The sequence below is a fragment of the Micromonospora sp. B9E7 genome (genome assembly GCF_039871815.1).
Classification (GTDB): Bacteria; Actinomycetota; Actinomycetes; order Mycobacteriales; family Micromonosporaceae; genus Micromonospora.
Map to the genome: position 1 here is coordinate 75,209 of NZ_JBDPLX010000007.1, position 14,517 is coordinate 89,725.

Consider the following 14,517-nt stretch of genomic DNA (forward strand, 5'->3'; position numbering starts at 1 on the left):
CACGCTAGTCACCGATGCCGACGGCCTTGGCGCTGGCCTCCCAGAGCCGGGCCGCGAGGTGCGGATCGGCGGCCTTCCGGTACGGCCGACGCAGCCGCCGGTCGACGTAGTAACCCCCGTCGACCAGCCGTGCGCGGTCCTGGTTGGCCAACCACACCAGGGTCTCGGCGCCCTTCTCCGGGCTGCGGAACGGCATGAACCGCATGCCGATGGCCACCAGTCTGCTGTCGTTGCCGAACCGGGTACGCACCACCCCTGGGTGGAAGCTGTACACCGACATATTCGGCCAGCGCCGGGCCGCCTCGACGGTGAACAGGACGTTCGCCTGCTTGCTGGTGCCGTACGCGATCGTCGAGCGGTAGCCGCGCAGCGGCGCGTTCAGGTCGTCCGGGTCCAGTGCGCCGAAGCGGTGCGCGCCGGAGGCGGTCACCACGACCCGGTCCACCCGGTCGGCGAGCAGATTGGTCAGCAGGAACGGGGCCAGGTGGTTGGCCTGGATGGACATCTCGAAGCCGTCGACCGTGGTGAGCCGTTGCAACGCGATCGCTCCGGCGTTGTTGGCGAGCACGTCGATCCGGTCGTACGTCGCCCGTAACTGCTCGGCGAGCCGGCGCACGTCGTCGAGGATCGCGAAGTCGGCCCGGAACAACTCCGGCCGCTCGCCCGAGTTTTCGCGGACCCGTTCCGCGGCGGCCTGGAGGCGCGCCGGGTCCCGTCCGACCAGCGCAACCTGGTCACCCCGGCAGGCCAGCCGCACGGCGGCGGCCAACCCGATCCCGGAGCTGGCTCCGGTCACCACCACCAGTCGTCGACGCCCAGTGAGATCTTCCACAGGTCCATTCACCCCGGTCATGGCGCGAGGTTACCGTGACGTCACAACGCCCTTTGGGATCGTTAAGTTCACGGATCTGTCGTCAGGTGGCGTCGGCATGCCCGCCGGACGCTGGAAGGAGCGCATCCATGGCCGTAGTCGGTCGCCCCCGCAGGTCCTGCCTCGCCGTACCGGGCTCCAGCGTCAAGATGCTCGGCAAGGCGCAGGGCCTGCCGGCCGACCAGGTCTTCCTCGACCTGGAGGACGCCGTCGCCCCGCTGGCCAAGCCGGACGCGCGCAAGAACATCGTGGCCGCGCTCAACGAGGGTGACTGGGCCGGCAAGACCCGGGTGGTCCGCGTCAACGACCTGACCACCCCGTGGACCTACCGGGACGTCATCGAGGTCGTCGAGGGCGCCGGCGCGAACCTGGACTGCATCATGCTGCCGAAGGTGCAGACCCCCGCCCAGGTGCAGTGGCTGGACCTGACGCTCACCCAGATCGAGAAGTCGCTCGGCCTGGAGGTCGGCCGGATCGGCATCGAGGCGCAGATCGAGAACGCCGCCGGACTGGTCAACGTGGACGCGATCGCCGCCGCCTCGCCGCGCGTGGAGACCATCATCTTCGGCCCGGCCGACTTCATGGCGTCGATCAACATGAAGTCGTTGGTCGTCGGCGCGTTGATCCCGGACTACCCGGGCGACCCGTACCACTACATCCTCATGCGGATCCTGATGGCCGCCCGGATGCACGACAAGCAGGCCATCGACGGCCCCTTCCTGCAGATCCGGGACGTCGACGGGTTCCGCGAGGTGGCCAAGCGCTCGGCCGCGCTGGGCTTCGACGGCAAGTGGGTGCTGCACCCGGGTCAGATCGACGCCGCCAACGAGGTCTACCAGCCGGCGCAGGCCGACTACGACCATGCCGAGTTGATCCTCGACGCATACGAGCACTACACCTCGGAGGCCGGTGGCCGGCTCGGCGCCGTGATGCTCGGCGACGAGATGATCGACGAGGCGTCCCGCAAGATGGCGCTCGTCATCTCCGCGAAGGGCCGGGCCGCCGGGATGAGCCGTACCTCGTCGTTCACCCCACCAGCGGAGTGACCGGTCGGGCCGGGTCGACCGCCGCACGGCCGTCGATCCGGCCCGGGTGGTACGCCGACCCGGTCGCCGCTGTCAGTAGCTGCCGCTGCCGCTACCGTCGCTCGTCGTGACCGCGAAGATGATCGCGGCGGCGTAGAAGGCGATGCCCAGCACCATCAGCGCGGTGATGATCCAGCCGACGATGATGCCGGCCTTCGCCATTCCCTCACCGCCCTCGCCGCTGACCCGGATCTGCTTCTGCGCCACGTGGCCGAGGATCGCCCCGATCGGCGCGGTGATGCCGCAGGAGGTGAGGCCGACCAGGGCCAGCACCAGCGACGCGATGGCCAGCCCGTTGGTCTTCTGCGGTGCCGGGTAGCCGTAACCGGGGTGCGGCGGATAGCCGGGCGGCGGGTACGCCCCCATCGGCTGCCCCGGCGGCACCGTCGCACCCGCGTACGGGTCGCCCGGCGCGTACGGATCGGTGGGCGCGTACGGGTTGGTGGGGCCGGGTTGGGTGGGTACCGGCTGACCGGCCACCAGGGTCGGGTCCGGTGCGGGGCTCGACGGCTGAGTCGACCACGTGGGGTCGCTCCAGCCTCCGGGCGGCGGGGGATTGGTCATACGAACTCTCCGTCAGGTCGGGTGCGGCATCAGGGTAGCCAGCGCCGCCCAAACCCGACGGCCCCGCTACCGGGTGCCGCGTTGCTCGGGCCGGTCCCAGCGGGCAGGATCCTGGCATGGCATTCGACGCGCGCGCCGCGGACCGCTCCGGCAGCCGACCCAGACGGGACGTCAGCCGCCCCGGCGGGGCCCGACGTGCCCGCGCGGCCACACCGGCGGGCAGCCCCGGCCCCGACGAGCCGGTCGCGCTCGCCGATCCGGTGACCATGCGGCTCGACGGACGGGTCGCCCTGGTGACCGGGGCGGGCAGCCCGGACGGCATCGGGTACGCCACCGCGCGCCGACTCTCCGACCTGGGCGCTCGGGTGGCCATCGTCTCCACCACCCGGCGCATCCACGAGCGGGCCGGTGAGCTGGGGGTGACCGGCTTCGTCGCGGATCTGACCGACGAGTCCGAGGTCGGCGCGCTCGCCGACGCGGTCGCCGAGCAGTTGGGCGACGTCGAGGTGCTGGTCAACAACGCCGGCCTGGCCAGCCGGGCCAGCCAGGGAGTGCTGCGGCCGGTCGCGCAGCTGACCTACGACGAGTGGCGCGGTGAGATCGACCGCAACCTGTCCACCGCGTTCCTGTGCAGTCGCGCGTTCATCGGGGGGATGGCCGAGCGGGGCTGGGGGCGGATCGTCAACCTCGCGGCCACGGCCGGCCCGGTCAACGCACTGCCCACCGAGGCCGCGTACGCCGCGGCGAAGGCCGGGGTCGTCGGGCTGACCCGGGCGCTCGCCATGGAGATGATCGCCGACGGCGTGACAGTGAACGCGGTGGCGCCGGGCACGATCTACACCGCCGCGTCCACAATGGCCGAGATCAAGCAGGGGTTGGGCACTCCGGTGGGTCGACCGGGCACCCCGGACGAGGTCGCGGCGGCGATCAGCTTCCTCTGCTCGCCGGCCGCCTCGTACATCACGGGTCAGATGCTCGTGGTGGACGGCGGCAACAGCGTCCGGGAGGCCCGGTTCCGCTGATCTCGACGGCCCACGTCGGCCCGCCGGTCAGTAGCTGCTGCCGTCACCGGTGTTGCCCAGCGCGACGAGCGCCAGCCAGCCGCAGCAGGCCAGCACGGTGAGCCCGGTGAAGGCGTAGCCGAGGATCAGTCCCCAGGTGGCGAGCTGGTCGCCGTCCTCGCCACTGGTGCGGATCTGCCGCTTCGCCACGTGGCCGAGGACGGCACCGGCCGGCGGGAACACGAAGGCGAACACCAGCGACAGGATCGCGAGCACGTTGGTGCCCCGACCCGGGCCGCCCGGCGGTGGGCCGTACTGACCGTAGGGGCCCTGCGGGGGATACGGCGGCTGCTGACTCCAATGCGCCGACTGGTACTGGCCCTGCTGCGCGTACGGTGACGGTTCGTCCGCCGGTGGCCCGTACGGTGAGCGTTCCGCCGGTAGCTCGAACGCCGGCTGGTCCGGCGGCGGCGCGTACGGCGGCTGGCCGCCCGGCGGCGGCGCGTACGGCGACTGGTCCCGGGGTGGCTCGTAGGGCGACGGTGGCTGCTCGTCCCCTGGTGGTCCCGACGGCGGCGGCGGGTAGCTCACGGCTGTCCTCCTCCTGCCGGTGCCGGAAAAGTCCCTCTTGCCGGACGCTACCCGCAGCGGTGAACCTTTTCACAGCGGTTGTGTGGACTGGTCACCTTGGCCTCGTCGGCCCCGGAGGCCGATACTGACCCAGCGTTCAGTTACCCACGAGTAGTGCGCGGATCCCCGGAGGCTGAGATGGCCCGACTCGCCCAGACGCCCGGCCTGACCGATGTGCAGACGTCGATCCTGGAGACCGTTCGGGACTTCGCCGACAAGGAGATCATCCCGCACGCGCAGCGGCTGGAACACGCCGACGAATACCCCACCGACATCCTCGACGGCATGCGCGAGATGGGGCTGTTCGGCCTCACCATCGACGAGGAGTACGGCGGGCTCGGCGAGTCGCTGCTCACCTACGCGCTGGTGGTCGAGCAGCTGTCCCGCGGCTGGATGTCGATCTCCGGCATCGTCAACACCCACTTCATCGTGGCGTACCTGATCTCCCAGCACGGCTCCGCCGAGCAGAAGGCCCGCCTGCTGCCGAGGATGGCGACCGGCGAGGTGCGCGGCGCGTTCTCGATGTCCGAGCCGGAGACCGGCTCCGACGTCTCAGCGATCAAGTCCCGGGCCGTCCGCGACGGAGACAGCTACGTGCTCAACGGGCAGAAGATGTGGCTGACCAACGGGGCGTACTCCTCGGTGGTGGCCACCCTGGTCAAGACCGACACCGGCGCCGACTCGGTGTACGGCAACATGAGCACGTTCCTGCTGGAGAAGGAGCCGGGCTTCGGTGAGACCGCGCCCGGCCTCACCATCCCCGGCAAGATCGAAAAGATGGGTTACAAGGGTGTCGAGACCACCGAGATGGTCCTCGACGGGGTGACCGTGCCCGACTCCGCGATCCTCGGCGGCGCCGACCAGGTGGGCCGAGGTTTCTACCAGATGATGGACGGCATCGAGGTGGGCCGGGTCAACGTGGCCGCCCGCGCCTGCGGCATCTCCATCCGCGCCTTCGAGCTGGCGGTCAGCTACGCCCAGCAGCGCAAGACGTTCGGTCAACCGCTGGCCAAGCACCAGGCCATCGCCTTCAAGCTCGCCGAGATGGGCACGAAGATCGAGGCGGCGCACGCCCTCATGGTCAACGCCGCCCGCCTCAAGGACGCCGGCCAGCGCAACGACGTCGAGGCCGGAATGGCCAAGCTGCTCGCGTCGGAATACTGCGCCGAGGTCGTCCAGGAGGCGTTCCGCATCCACGGCGGCTACGGCTACTCCAAGGAGTACGAGATCGAGCGACTGATGCGGGAAGCTCCGTTCCTGCTCATCGGCGAGGGCACCTCGGAGATCCAGAAGACCATCATCTCCCGCGGCCTGCTGAAGGAATACAAGCTCTAAGGCGCAAGGAAGGGCACCTTATTAACGCCTCGTGTATAGGAAGGGGCCCTTCCTAACCTCCGGCCGAGGCGCCACGAGGGCCTGCGGATCATGTCGGTGTTCCTCGATCGCGGCGATCAGCCGATCCTCCGGCACCGCCGTGTCCCGGCCGCCGACCACCGGGGCGGGCCGCAGCGACTGCCAGACCGCCGGCCGCAGCCGCACACCGTTCAACCGACCGTCCCGGCGGTGCGGGCTGACCCGGTCGATGTTCGACCAGCCGAGAACAGTGCGGCCGTGCCGGATCGCGCCGGCAGTCAACGCCAACTGACCCGTGAACCGGGCCTGCTCGTAGACCGTCCGACCCAGCCACGCCGCGACGCCGACAGCGAGCACCGGCCGGACGATGTCGGCCCAGCGAGCCTGCGGCGGCAGGCTCGCCAGCAGACCCGACCCGATCACGATCAGCACGACCCACTCCGCCACCAGGTCGGCCCAGCCGGCCAGGGAACGGCGTGCCACCAACCCGGGCTCGATCCGGTCCAGGCCGCCGACACGCTCCCGCCAGCGCAGCTGGCCGTCCCGCCGTGGCCACCACCGTCCGGTCAGCCACCGAACGCCGATGCTCGACCAGACCGCCGCACTGACGACCGAGGCGCCCACCTCGGGTACCCGGAGCAGACCGGCGAGGATCACCCCCGCCGCCCCCGCCGCAAGAGCAGCGGCAAGCAGCCGGCGAGGCCACAGTCCGTCGCGCGGCGACGGCACGCGGCTCAGCCGCGGAGAGAGCATGACCGCAGCGTACGGCCCCCACGCAGCACCCTCCCGGGGCGCCAGGGCCGATCGGTCAGGCGAGGCGGGTCAGGTCGCCGGCGGCACGTTCGACGATGAGGCAGCGGTCCTCGACGTACTCCATGCCGGCCTCCTCGGCGATGCGCCGCGCCTCGGCCGAGACGATGCCCAGTTGCAGCCAGACCGCCGGGGCACCGATCGCCGCCGCGTCCCGGACCACCTGCACGGCGTCGGCTGCCGGCCGGAACACGTCCACCAGGTCGACCGGGTGCGGGATGTCGGCCAGCGTCGGGTACGCCCGTTCCCCGAACAGTTCGTCGACGGTCGGGTTGACCGGGATGATGCGCCAGCCGTAACGCTGCATCTGCAACGGCACGGCGTGCGCGGCCTTCAACGGGTCGCGGGACGCGCCCACGACGGCGATCACGGCGGAATCGGCGAGGATCTGCTGAGCGGTACGCACCCGCCGACTGTAGCTCCGAGCCTGACTACAGCAGGGTCAGTTGCTCCGCCGCCGCGGGTGGCGGCGACTCGGGCAGGTTGCGGTTGTCGCCTCGCTCGCCCCGATGCATCCCGTGCCGGCGGACGGCGATCCGCACCCGTGCGGTGACCTCCCGCTGGTACGCCTGCGGGGCGTACGCACCGGCCCGGTACAGCTCGCGGTAGCGGGGCACCAGGTGCGGGTGCTCCCGGGCGAGCCAGGGCGCGTACCACTCCCGAGCGCCGGGACGCAGGTGCAGGGGCAGCGCGGTCACGCTGGTCGCCCCGGCTGCGGCGATCGCCGACACGGTGGCGTCGATCGACGCGTCGTCGTCGCTGAGGCCCGGCAGGATCGGGGCCATCAGCACCCCGACGGCGAAACCGGCGTCGGTGAGTGCCCGAACCGCGTCCAGCCGGCGGCGCGGGTGCGGAGTGCCCGGCTCGACGGACCGCCAGAGCTGCTCGTCGACGAACCCGACCGAGAACGAGATGCCCACGCTGGTGACCTCCGCGGCCTGACGCAGCAGGGGCAGGTCGCGCAGGATCAGCGTGCCCTTGGTCAGGATCGAGAACGGGTTGGCGAAGTCCCGTAGGGCCGCGATGATCTGCGGCATCAGCCGGTAGCGGCCCTCGGCCCGCTGGTAGCAGTCGACGTTGGTGCCCATCGCCACGTGCGCGCCCCGCCACTTCGGCGCGGCCAGTTCCCGCCGCACCAGCTCACCGGCGTTGACCTTGACGATCACCTTCCGGTCGAAGTCCGCACCGGCATCGAGGTCGAGGTAAGTGTGAGTATTTCTCGCGAAACAGTAAACACAAGCATGAGAACAGCCGCGGTACGGGTTGATGGTCCACTCGAAGGGCACGCGGGACTGCCCGGGCACCCGGTTGAGGATGGACCTGGCCTGCACCTCGTAGAAGGTCATCCCGGCGAACTCGGGGGTGTCGAAGGTGCGGGCGATGGCGCCGGGCAGCGCCAGCGGCAGGGGTGGCGTCGCTGGCGCTGCCCGCTCGGGGTCTCCCTCAACCGGGGGAGCGGTGAGGTTGTCCCAGCGCATGGGCACTATTCGAACACGTGTACGAGCAGTGCGCAAGTGACCCGCCGTACACCCGTGGTCGTTCGGGTGGGCGGAGAGGGGAGGATGGGCGGCATGGAGACGTCGACCTTCGTCTACGACGGGGACTGCGCGTTCTGCACGCAGTGCGCGGATTTCATTGCTCGCCGGATCCCCACCGGCGCGCGGGTGGTGCCCTGGCAGTTCGCCGACCTGGACACGCTCGGCCTCACCGTGGCCGAGTGCGAGGAGGCCGTGCAGTGGGTTGGCGCGGATGGCGTACGCGCCGCCGGCCCGGATGCCATCGCGCAGTTGCTCGCCGGCAGCGGCCCGGTCTGGCGGATGGCCGGTGCGGGCCTGCGGTTCCCGCCGGTGCGTGTCGTGGCGTGGCCGGTGTACCGCTGGGTGGCGCGCAACCGGCACCGCCTGCCCGGCGGCACGGCGGCCTGCTCCCTGCCGCAGGAAGCCCGTGAACGGCTCTACGGGCCGGCTGGACGCCCGACCGCCGGGACCTGATCGCCGAGCGGCGACGCCTCCGCACGGGCGTCGACCGGGGGCTGATCAGGTGGTGTCGACGTGGGCGCGGTGGGGCTGCGGCCGACGAGCCGGCGGGCCCAGATCAGCGGGCGGACCCGCTCCAGCGGCAGGAAGCTGGTCATCGCGGCCAGGTGCGGCGCGAACGAGATCGTGATGGTCGCGATGGTGACCACGTGGAACGAGTAGAAGAAGCCGACCATGGCGAGTCGCCAGCGGGGTGGCAGGAAGAATACCGTCGGGCTGAGCAGTTCGAACGCCACGATGCCGAACTGGGCGACGATCAGCAGGTACGGCACCTGGGCGATGAGGTCGGCCAGGTCGGTGCCGCGCCGGATGATCGCGCGGGCCAGGACCGACCCGGTCAGCCAGTCCAGGCCGCCGAAGCGCAGCTTGGCGAAGGCGGCCAGGAAGTACGTGCAGATCACCGCGATCTGGGTGACTCGTAGGGCCCAGCCGCCGGCCTCGGTGCGGGTCGTGTCGCCGTGCCGCGCCCGGCCGGCGGTGGGCAGCACGGCCAGCGCGATGAGCAGCCCGAACCGGTCGTGGTCGACCTTTCCGTAGCTCATCGCGATGATCATCCACTCCAGGTACAGCGCGCAGACCGCCCAGCCGAGCAGACGGGGTGCTCGTCCGGTCGCGGCGAGGAGTGCGAGTGCCAGCAACGACCAGAAGATCACCGCCACCAGCGTGGCGGTCGGCGTCGGGAGGGGGAGCAGTCGGCCGATCAGCAGCGGCTGGTAGAGATCGCCGGGCACGCTGACCCGGGTGCGCACCCAGGGGGTGAAGACCACCAGGTCGGCGGCGACGAAGAGGTAGATCAGGGTCCGGAACGCGGCCACCCGGCCTCGGGGGACGGCCTCGGTCAGCCAGCGGGTCATCGGGGCGCCTGCCAGCTGACGACGGTCTGGTCGGTGTGTTGCCCCGTCGGCCGACCGGCGCGGATGCCGTGCCAGCGGATGACGATGCGGACCTCGACCAGCGCGGGGGCGTCCGGGTGGCGTTCGGCGTACGCGTCGGCGACCTCGGTGAGCAGCGTCGGGTCGGCCGCGTATCGGGCCTGCTGTCCCTCGATCTCGGCGCGGCGGATGCCGGTCGCCTCCTGGTCGAGGTCGATCACCGTCCCGGCGCTGTTCACTCCCTCGACGCGGGTGTCGGGGGCGGGTGCGTTCGGCGGGTTGGAGGTGGAGTACATCCGGAACGGGCCGAACGGGAAGTCGTCGTCGCTGCCCCAGAAGGTGCCGACCAGCAGCAGGGCGAGGCCGAGTGCGGTCGCGCCGAGCCGGGTCACGCGCCCGCGGGTGGTCAGGGTCTCCATCGGGTCGTGACGATACGGGATGTTCCGGCCGTGCCGGGTCCCACCGACGGCCAGTTCGGCCTGCCCGGGTAGGTGATCATGCAGGTGCCTTCCAGGAGTACGACGAAGGCCGGGCCCGCATCGGGCCCGGCCTTTCGTGTCGTGCTGACGAATCAGTGGTTGTGCTCGGCCAGCTGCTTACGGACGTCGTCCATGTCCAGCGCCTCGACCTGTTCGATCAGGTTCTCCAGCGCGGACTCGGGGAGGGCACCCGGCTGGGCGAAGACGATGACGCCGTCGCGGATCGCCATGATCGTGGGGATCGACCGGATGTCGAACTTGGCGCCCAACTCCTGCTGGGCCTCGGTGTCGACCTTGCCGAACACGATGTTCTGGTGCTTCTCCGAGGAGCGCTCGTAGACCGGGGCGAACCGCTTGCACGGACCACACCAGTCGGCCCAGAAGTCGACCAGGACGATGCCGTCGTTGCCGGTCACCTCGTCGAAGTTCGCCGAGGTCAGCTCAACGGTTGCCATTGCACTCTCCGATCACCGCGGTTTGTCTACGACCCGTAGAACCAGGGCTGACCGTATCGAATTCCCGGGGGGTGGGCTGCGAAACGTGCCCGGTCCAGTCAGGGGCCCGGGGATCATCGACCTGCGTCTGTTTCTTCCGTCCTGCGGAACGCAAATGCACGACGCACTTGCGTGACCTGCGGTGATGGGAGCGTTTCCAGGGAGATCAACCCGATTGAGCTCTACGAATCGGTAACTTGGCCCGTGACAAGGCGGTATCCGGCCTGCGGAGATCGCTGATCAACCTCCGAATAGTCACCCTGAGTAGTGTTACAAAAAGATAAATGTGACGCCGATCTCTGTCGAACCTACGCTGTCGTAGGGCAGACTTCTCGGCATCAGAGCGTGGGCGGCGGGTGCCGGGGAGGGCCCCGCCGCTCATTGCGTCTCCCCCCGGGTGCCAGTGACCGGTGTGACTTTTCCACCGCCGACGCGCCCCGCCGGTCGCCTTAACCTTCGGTAAGGCATGCTGTGCCGAACTCCATCGCCGCCCGTCGAAGGGGACCAGGATGCAGTTCGGCCGCTACTACGAGGAGTTCGAGGTCGGCGCGGTCTACCGGCACTGGCCGGGCAAGACCGTCACCGAGTACGACGACCACCTCTTCTGCCTGCTCACCATGAACCACCACCCGCTGCACATGGACGCGCACTACGCCGAGACGGCCAGCCAGTTCAAGCGCAACGTGGTGGTCGGCAACTACATCTACTCCCTGCTGCTCGGCATGTCGGTGCCCGACGTGAGCGGGAAGGCCATCGCCAACCTGGAGGTCGAGTCGCTGCGGCACGTCGCGCCGACCTTCCACGGCGACACCATCTACGGCGAGACCACGGTGCTCGACAAGCGTGAGTCCGGCTCCAAGCCCGACCGGGGGGTGGTGTCGGTGGAGACCCGCGGCTACAACCAGGACGGCACCATGGTCTGCGTCTTCCGGCGCAAGGTCATGGTCCCCAAACGGGAGTACGCGGCCAGCGCCGTCCCCGACGGGGTGGATCCCGAGCGACCCAGCTTCCCCGAGCCACGGTGAGCGGCACGGCGGGCTGACCTTCCGCGGACGCCGGGCCTCTTCCCCGCAGCGCGTTTGCTGCGGAAGGGGCCCTGCTCCCGTTCTCGGGGCTTATGCTGACGCCGGAGGTTCCGATGAGCCACTCCGTCGCCGGAGAGCCGTCCTCTGCCGGCCGCCGAGCCGCACCGTCGACCACGGCTGCCTATTCCGCCGCCGAATGGGACCTGCTCGCCAGCCTGCCCGGTCGGGTTCTCGTGGCCGCTGCCGCCTCGGGCCCGGGCCGAGCCGAACGGGGGGTCATGGCCGGTCTCGCCGGCCTGGACGCCGTGGCCGCAGGCCGAGCCTTCGACAGTGATCTCGTCCGTGCGGTGGTCGCGGCGATCTACGCCCGGCACGACGGCGCCCCGCAGCCGACCGAGCAGCTCACCGACCTGGTGGACCTGTTGGCCGCCTGCCGAGCGGCGAACCGGGTTCTGCGCCGGCATGCCGACCCTGCCGACTCGGCCGCGTACCGCCAGTGGGTGCAGTCGGTCGCGGCCCGGGTGTGCCGCGCGGTGCCCAACCCCGGCGAAGGCCGGGTGGACCACCTGGCCACCCCGGCGGACCGGCGCTTCCTCAAGCGGCTCGGGGCCGCGCTCGGGCTGTGCTGATCCGGCAGGTCGGCGCTGCGGGCCCCGACGTGGTCCGTACCCTCTGATGACCGTGACCGAAGACCAGCTTGAGGTGGGTGTGGGCCCCTGGCCGGGGGACCCGCCGGACGACACGCGTTACGACCCGCAGTTGCTGGCCGAGGGGGACCGGCGCAACGTCGTCGACCGCTACCGCTACTGGCGGCGCGAGGCGATCGTCGCCGACCTGGACCGGCGCCGGCACGGTTTCCACGTCGCCGTCGAGAACTGGCAGCACGACTTCAACATCGGCACGGTGGTCCGCAACGCCAACGCGTTCAACGCCGCCGAGGTGCACATCGTCGGACGGCGACGGTGGAACCGGCGCGGCGCGATGGTGACCGATCGCTACCAGCACGTGCGACACCACGAGACGATCGAGGAGTTCGTGGCCTGGGCGGCCGAGCGCCGGCTGCCGGTGTTCGGCATCGACAACCTGCCCGGGTCGCGTCCGCTGGAGACCGGTGCCCTCCCTCGGGACTGCGTACTGCTGTTCGGTCAGGAGGGGCCCGGACTCTCCGCGCCGGCCCGTGCGGCGTGCGACCAGCTCTACTCCATCGCCCAGTACGGGTCGACGAGGTCGATCAACGCGGGTGTGGCCAGCGGCATCGCGATGCACGCCTGGATTCGGGCGCACGCCGGCCCGCCGCCGGACTGAACCGCGCCCCGGGCGCCGAATTGGACGTTCCCGCTTGACGTGCCGACGGTACGGGGTGACGGTGGGGATGTGAGTGTCGCGGTGAGTTGTCCGAGATGCGGGGGCCCGGTACGGGCGCCGGATCTGATGCACACCGACTCGAGATGCGTGCGCTGCGGCCCGGTGCCGCCGCTGCACGTGCCCGAGCACATCGGAGCGGACATCGTGGCGAGCGTGGTGGAACGGATCACCGCGACCGCGGATCCGCCGGTGACGCCGCTGTGGTGCCCGTGGCCGCTGCCGACCGGCTGGACGCTCACCGGCGTGGCGTACGCCGGGGACGACCGGACGGGAGTGCGGGCGACCGCGGTGGCCTGCGCGGGCCCGGCGCCCCTCGGCGGTGGTCCGGCCGACCTGGTCTTCGTCGCCGAGGAGCCGGGCGTCGGCCTGGGCACCCGGCTCGCCGGACTGGCCGGGCCGGACCCGGGACCGGAGTTGGCCGACGCGTTGACCGACCCGGGGCCGGGGCATCCCGACCACGTCGGGCAGGCCAGGATCAGGGTCGCCGGGCACCCGACTCCACTGTGGTTGGTGAATTCTCCAACGGATCGAAGCGCGTACGCGGGCGAAGCTCGGGGAATGTGGCTCCATGCGATAGCCTGGCCGGCGAGTGCGGGTCACCTGCTCGCGGAAGACGTCGTGCTACACGACCTGACCGAGTGGACTCCGCCCGAGCTCGTGTACGGCGCACCGTCCCCGTACTTACCCGGGAGGCCTTGACAAGTCTCCCGGTTTGACGGAGAACGGACGCAGATATTCACTGTACGACACCACACTGATACTCTGGGTGCCGCTGCGGTAATGGGACCCGGCGCCGCGCGAGAGGATGGCCCGCCATGGTCAAGAAGGTCCTCACCTGGGCCGGAATCGCATTCTTGATCTTCTTCGTCGCCTACCGGCCAAACTCTGCGGCTGACGTGTTCAAGTCGCTCGGCGGCGGGATCATGGATATTGCCCAGGGGTTCGGCGACTTCTTCACCAGTCTCGTCGCCTAGCCGCCGATGGGTAGCCCCTCCGGTCCACCCTTCGACCCGGACGACCCCGACCGGGAGCGCCGCGAGCGCGACACCGAGCCGATCCCGCGGATCGGGCCTGACGACGGCCCGGGCTACGGGGCCGGGCCCAGCCTGTCCGATGGTCCGTCCCTTTCGGACGACGTCGGCTATGGCGACGGGCCCGGCTATGCCGGCCAGGGTCGTTCCGGTCGGGCGTGGATCCGTGATCCGGAGGCCGGCTACCAGCCGCCGCAGATCTCCGAGGACGAACTGGCCGGGTTGCGCGCCGACGCGACCGGAGCGACTCCCCGGCGGGTGCTGCCTCTGGAGGACGAGCCCAGTTCGCTGGTCGCCCGCTATCTCTTCCCCACCGAACGCTACCGGGGTGAGTGGAAGCGGCACTGGATCCACCTCACCACCCCGCTGTTGATCGGCATCGCGGCGACCTTCGTGCTCGGCTACCTCTCCGGCTTCCTCGCCGGGCAGAACGTGGGAGCGCTGACCACCATCGCCGTGCTGCTCTGGTTCGCCGTGATGGGCTGGGTGGCGTGGAAGGTCGCGGACTGGTGGTATGACCGTTTCATCTTGACCAACAAGCGGGTCATGGTGGTCAACGGCATCATCACCCGCCGGGTCGCCATGATGCCGCTGGTCCGGGTCACCGACATGAAGTACGAGCAGACCCCGACCGGGCGAGCGCTCAACTACGGCACCTTCGTGCTGGAGTCCGCCGGCCAGGAGCAGGCGCTCCGCGAGATCAAGAACCTACCCAACCCGAACGAGCTCTACCTGCGCGTCGTCGAGGAGATGTACGAGCCGCAGGCAGTCGAGGCGCGGCTCGGCAAGGAGGCCGACGAAGCCAAGGCCGACGACGGGGCGTGAAGGTTTTCGACCGAACATCGGAGTAAGTGCGCACCTTTCGTCATGGACCGGAACGCCTCTGACGTGGCACTCTGCC

General features: G+C 70.4%; 19 protein-coding genes. 10 read left to right on the forward strand and 9 right to left on the reverse strand.

Translation table 11 applies throughout. The annotated features are described in order from the left end of the window. Positions 1-4: 4 nt before the first annotated feature. The gene (locus ABGB10_RS13635; protein WP_347661250.1) at positions 5-853 is read right to left on the reverse strand and encodes an SDR family NAD(P)-dependent oxidoreductase; all 849 of its coding nucleotides are present in this window, start codon (positions 851-853) and stop codon (positions 5-7) included. 107 nt (positions 854-960) lie between these two features. Here ABGB10_RS13635 and ABGB10_RS13640 point away from each other — a divergent pair, with 107 nt between their 5' ends. Then, entirely contained in the window at positions 961-1,917 is a 957-nt protein-coding gene (locus ABGB10_RS13640; protein ID WP_347661251.1) for a CoA ester lyase, read from the forward strand. Positions 1,918-1,989: 72 nt separating this feature from the next. Here the strand turns inward: ABGB10_RS13640 and ABGB10_RS13645 are convergent, their stop codons facing one another. Next, positions 1,990-2,520 carry a DUF4190 domain-containing protein gene (locus tag ABGB10_RS13645; RefSeq protein ID WP_347661252.1) on the reverse strand — a complete coding sequence of 177 codons (531 nt, stop codon included), beginning with the start codon at positions 2,518-2,520 and terminating at the stop codon, positions 1,990-1,992. A 116-nt stretch (positions 2,521-2,636) separates the two neighbouring features. Between ABGB10_RS13645 and ABGB10_RS13650 the strand changes: the two genes are divergently transcribed. After that, on the forward strand, positions 2,637-3,542 hold the full coding sequence (locus tag ABGB10_RS13650) for an SDR family NAD(P)-dependent oxidoreductase (RefSeq protein WP_347661253.1): 906 nt from the start codon (positions 2,637-2,639) through the stop codon (positions 3,540-3,542). Between the two features lie 27 nt (positions 3,543-3,569). Here the strand turns inward: ABGB10_RS13650 and ABGB10_RS13655 are convergent, their stop codons facing one another. Beyond that, on the reverse strand, positions 3,570-4,112 hold the full coding sequence (locus tag ABGB10_RS13655; protein WP_347661254.1) for a DUF4190 domain-containing protein: 543 nt from the start codon (positions 4,110-4,112) through the stop codon (positions 3,570-3,572). Between the two features lie 177 nt (positions 4,113-4,289). Between ABGB10_RS13655 and ABGB10_RS13660 the strand changes: the two genes are divergently transcribed. Beyond that, positions 4,290-5,486 (forward strand): acyl-CoA dehydrogenase family protein, encoded by a 1,197-nt coding sequence (locus ABGB10_RS13660; RefSeq protein WP_347661255.1) that lies wholly within the window; start codon positions 4,290-4,292, stop codon positions 5,484-5,486. 21 nt (positions 5,487-5,507) lie between these two features. Here the strand turns inward: ABGB10_RS13660 and ABGB10_RS13665 are convergent, their stop codons facing one another. The 3 genes from ABGB10_RS13665 to ABGB10_RS13675 are packed head-to-tail and all read right to left on the reverse strand — an operon-like array spanning position 5,508 to position 7,792. Further along, on the reverse strand, positions 5,508-6,257 hold the full coding sequence (locus ABGB10_RS13665; RefSeq protein WP_347661256.1) for a hypothetical protein: 750 nt from the start codon (positions 6,255-6,257) through the stop codon (positions 5,508-5,510). A 55-nt stretch (positions 6,258-6,312) separates the two neighbouring features. Further along, entirely contained in the window at positions 6,313-6,720 is a 408-nt protein-coding gene (locus ABGB10_RS13670) for a CoA-binding protein (RefSeq protein ID WP_347661257.1), read from the reverse strand. A gap of 25 nt (positions 6,721-6,745) precedes the next feature. Next, positions 6,746-7,792 (reverse strand): Rv2578c family radical SAM protein, encoded by a 1,047-nt coding sequence (locus ABGB10_RS13675; protein WP_347661258.1) that lies wholly within the window; start codon positions 7,790-7,792, stop codon positions 6,746-6,748. Positions 7,793-7,885: 93 nt separating this feature from the next. Here ABGB10_RS13675 and ABGB10_RS13680 point away from each other — a divergent pair, with 93 nt between their 5' ends. Next, entirely contained in the window at positions 7,886-8,305 is a 420-nt protein-coding gene (locus ABGB10_RS13680) for a DUF393 domain-containing protein (protein ID WP_347661259.1), read from the forward strand. Here the strand turns inward: ABGB10_RS13680 and ABGB10_RS13685 are convergent. The 3 genes from ABGB10_RS13685 to trxA form a co-directional block, all read right to left on the reverse strand. Then, positions 8,269-9,204, reverse strand: coding sequence for an HTTM domain-containing protein (locus ABGB10_RS13685; protein ID WP_347661260.1), 936 nt, complete (start codon positions 9,202-9,204; stop codon positions 8,269-8,271). The two genes, ABGB10_RS13680 and ABGB10_RS13685, sit on opposite strands and share 37 nt — an antisense overlap. Next, positions 9,201-9,641 carry a hypothetical protein gene (locus tag ABGB10_RS13690; protein ID WP_347661261.1) on the reverse strand — a complete coding sequence of 147 codons (441 nt, stop codon included), beginning with the start codon at positions 9,639-9,641 and terminating at the stop codon, positions 9,201-9,203. The genes ABGB10_RS13685 and ABGB10_RS13690 overlap by 4 nt, the downstream gene beginning before the upstream one ends. A gap of 152 nt (positions 9,642-9,793) precedes the next feature. After that, on the reverse strand, positions 9,794-10,156 hold the full coding sequence (gene trxA / locus ABGB10_RS13695; RefSeq protein ID WP_030329190.1) for a thioredoxin: 363 nt from the start codon (positions 10,154-10,156) through the stop codon (positions 9,794-9,796). Positions 10,157-10,704: 548 nt separating this feature from the next. Between trxA and ABGB10_RS13700 the strand changes: the two genes are divergently transcribed. From ABGB10_RS13700 to ABGB10_RS13725, 6 genes are all read left to right on the forward strand, one after another. Then, positions 10,705-11,220, forward strand: coding sequence for a MaoC family dehydratase (locus ABGB10_RS13700; protein ID WP_145786186.1), 516 nt, complete (start codon positions 10,705-10,707; stop codon positions 11,218-11,220). A gap of 92 nt (positions 11,221-11,312) precedes the next feature. Next, positions 11,313-11,849 carry a hypothetical protein gene (locus ABGB10_RS13705; protein ID WP_347661262.1) on the forward strand — a complete coding sequence of 179 codons (537 nt, stop codon included), beginning with the start codon at positions 11,313-11,315 and terminating at the stop codon, positions 11,847-11,849. Between the two features lie 52 nt (positions 11,850-11,901). Further along, positions 11,902-12,525, forward strand: a complete 624-nt coding sequence (locus ABGB10_RS13710; RefSeq protein ID WP_347661456.1) for an RNA methyltransferase — start codon at positions 11,902-11,904, stop codon at positions 12,523-12,525. An 81-nt stretch (positions 12,526-12,606) separates the two neighbouring features. Then, on the forward strand, positions 12,607-13,284 hold the full coding sequence (locus tag ABGB10_RS13715; protein ID WP_347661263.1) for a DUF6758 family protein: 678 nt from the start codon (positions 12,607-12,609) through the stop codon (positions 13,282-13,284). 116 nt (positions 13,285-13,400) lie between these two features. Beyond that, positions 13,401-13,559 carry a hypothetical protein gene (locus tag ABGB10_RS13720; RefSeq protein WP_007455302.1) on the forward strand — a complete coding sequence of 53 codons (159 nt, stop codon included), beginning with the start codon at positions 13,401-13,403 and terminating at the stop codon, positions 13,557-13,559. 6 nt (positions 13,560-13,565) lie between these two features. Then, entirely contained in the window at positions 13,566-14,441 is an 876-nt protein-coding gene (locus ABGB10_RS13725) for a PH domain-containing protein (protein WP_278137370.1), read from the forward strand. Positions 14,442-14,517: the final 76 nt, after the last annotated feature.

Bases quoted from the DNA above. Each gene is read 5' to 3' on its own strand.
- ABGB10_RS13700 (WP_145786186.1), top strand. From the start codon at position 10,705: ATGCAGTTCGGCCGCTACTACGAGGAGTTCGAGGTCGGCGCGGTCTAC.
- ABGB10_RS13665 (WP_347661256.1), bottom strand. From the start codon at position 6,257: ATGCTCTCTCCGCGGCTGAGCCGCGTGCCGTCGCCGCGCGACGGACTG.
- trxA (WP_030329190.1), bottom strand. From the start codon at position 10,156: ATGGCAACCGTTGAGCTGACCTCGGCGAACTTCGACGAGGTGACCGGC.
- ABGB10_RS13680 (WP_347661259.1), top strand. From the start codon at position 7,886: ATGGAGACGTCGACCTTCGTCTACGACGGGGACTGCGCGTTCTGCACG.
- ABGB10_RS13675 (WP_347661258.1), bottom strand. From the start codon at position 7,792: ATGCGCTGGGACAACCTCACCGCTCCCCCGGTTGAGGGAGACCCCGAG.
- ABGB10_RS13705 (WP_347661262.1), top strand. From the start codon at position 11,313: ATGCTGACGCCGGAGGTTCCGATGAGCCACTCCGTCGCCGGAGAGCCG.
- ABGB10_RS13685 (WP_347661260.1), bottom strand. From the start codon at position 9,204: ATGACCCGCTGGCTGACCGAGGCCGTCCCCCGAGGCCGGGTGGCCGCG.
- ABGB10_RS13725 (WP_278137370.1), top strand. From the start codon at position 13,566: ATGGGTAGCCCCTCCGGTCCACCCTTCGACCCGGACGACCCCGACCGG.
- ABGB10_RS13645 (WP_347661252.1), bottom strand. From the start codon at position 2,520: ATGACCAATCCCCCGCCGCCCGGAGGCTGGAGCGACCCCACGTGGTCG.
- ABGB10_RS13640 (WP_347661251.1), top strand. From the start codon at position 961: ATGGCCGTAGTCGGTCGCCCCCGCAGGTCCTGCCTCGCCGTACCGGGC.
- ABGB10_RS13650 (WP_347661253.1), top strand. From the start codon at position 2,637: ATGGCATTCGACGCGCGCGCCGCGGACCGCTCCGGCAGCCGACCCAGA.
- ABGB10_RS13660 (WP_347661255.1), top strand. From the start codon at position 4,290: ATGGCCCGACTCGCCCAGACGCCCGGCCTGACCGATGTGCAGACGTCG.
- ABGB10_RS13720 (WP_007455302.1), top strand. From the start codon at position 13,401: ATGGTCAAGAAGGTCCTCACCTGGGCCGGAATCGCATTCTTGATCTTC.
- ABGB10_RS13635 (WP_347661250.1), bottom strand. From the start codon at position 853: ATGACCGGGGTGAATGGACCTGTGGAAGATCTCACTGGGCGTCGACGA.
- ABGB10_RS13690 (WP_347661261.1), bottom strand. From the start codon at position 9,641: ATGGAGACCCTGACCACCCGCGGGCGCGTGACCCGGCTCGGCGCGACC.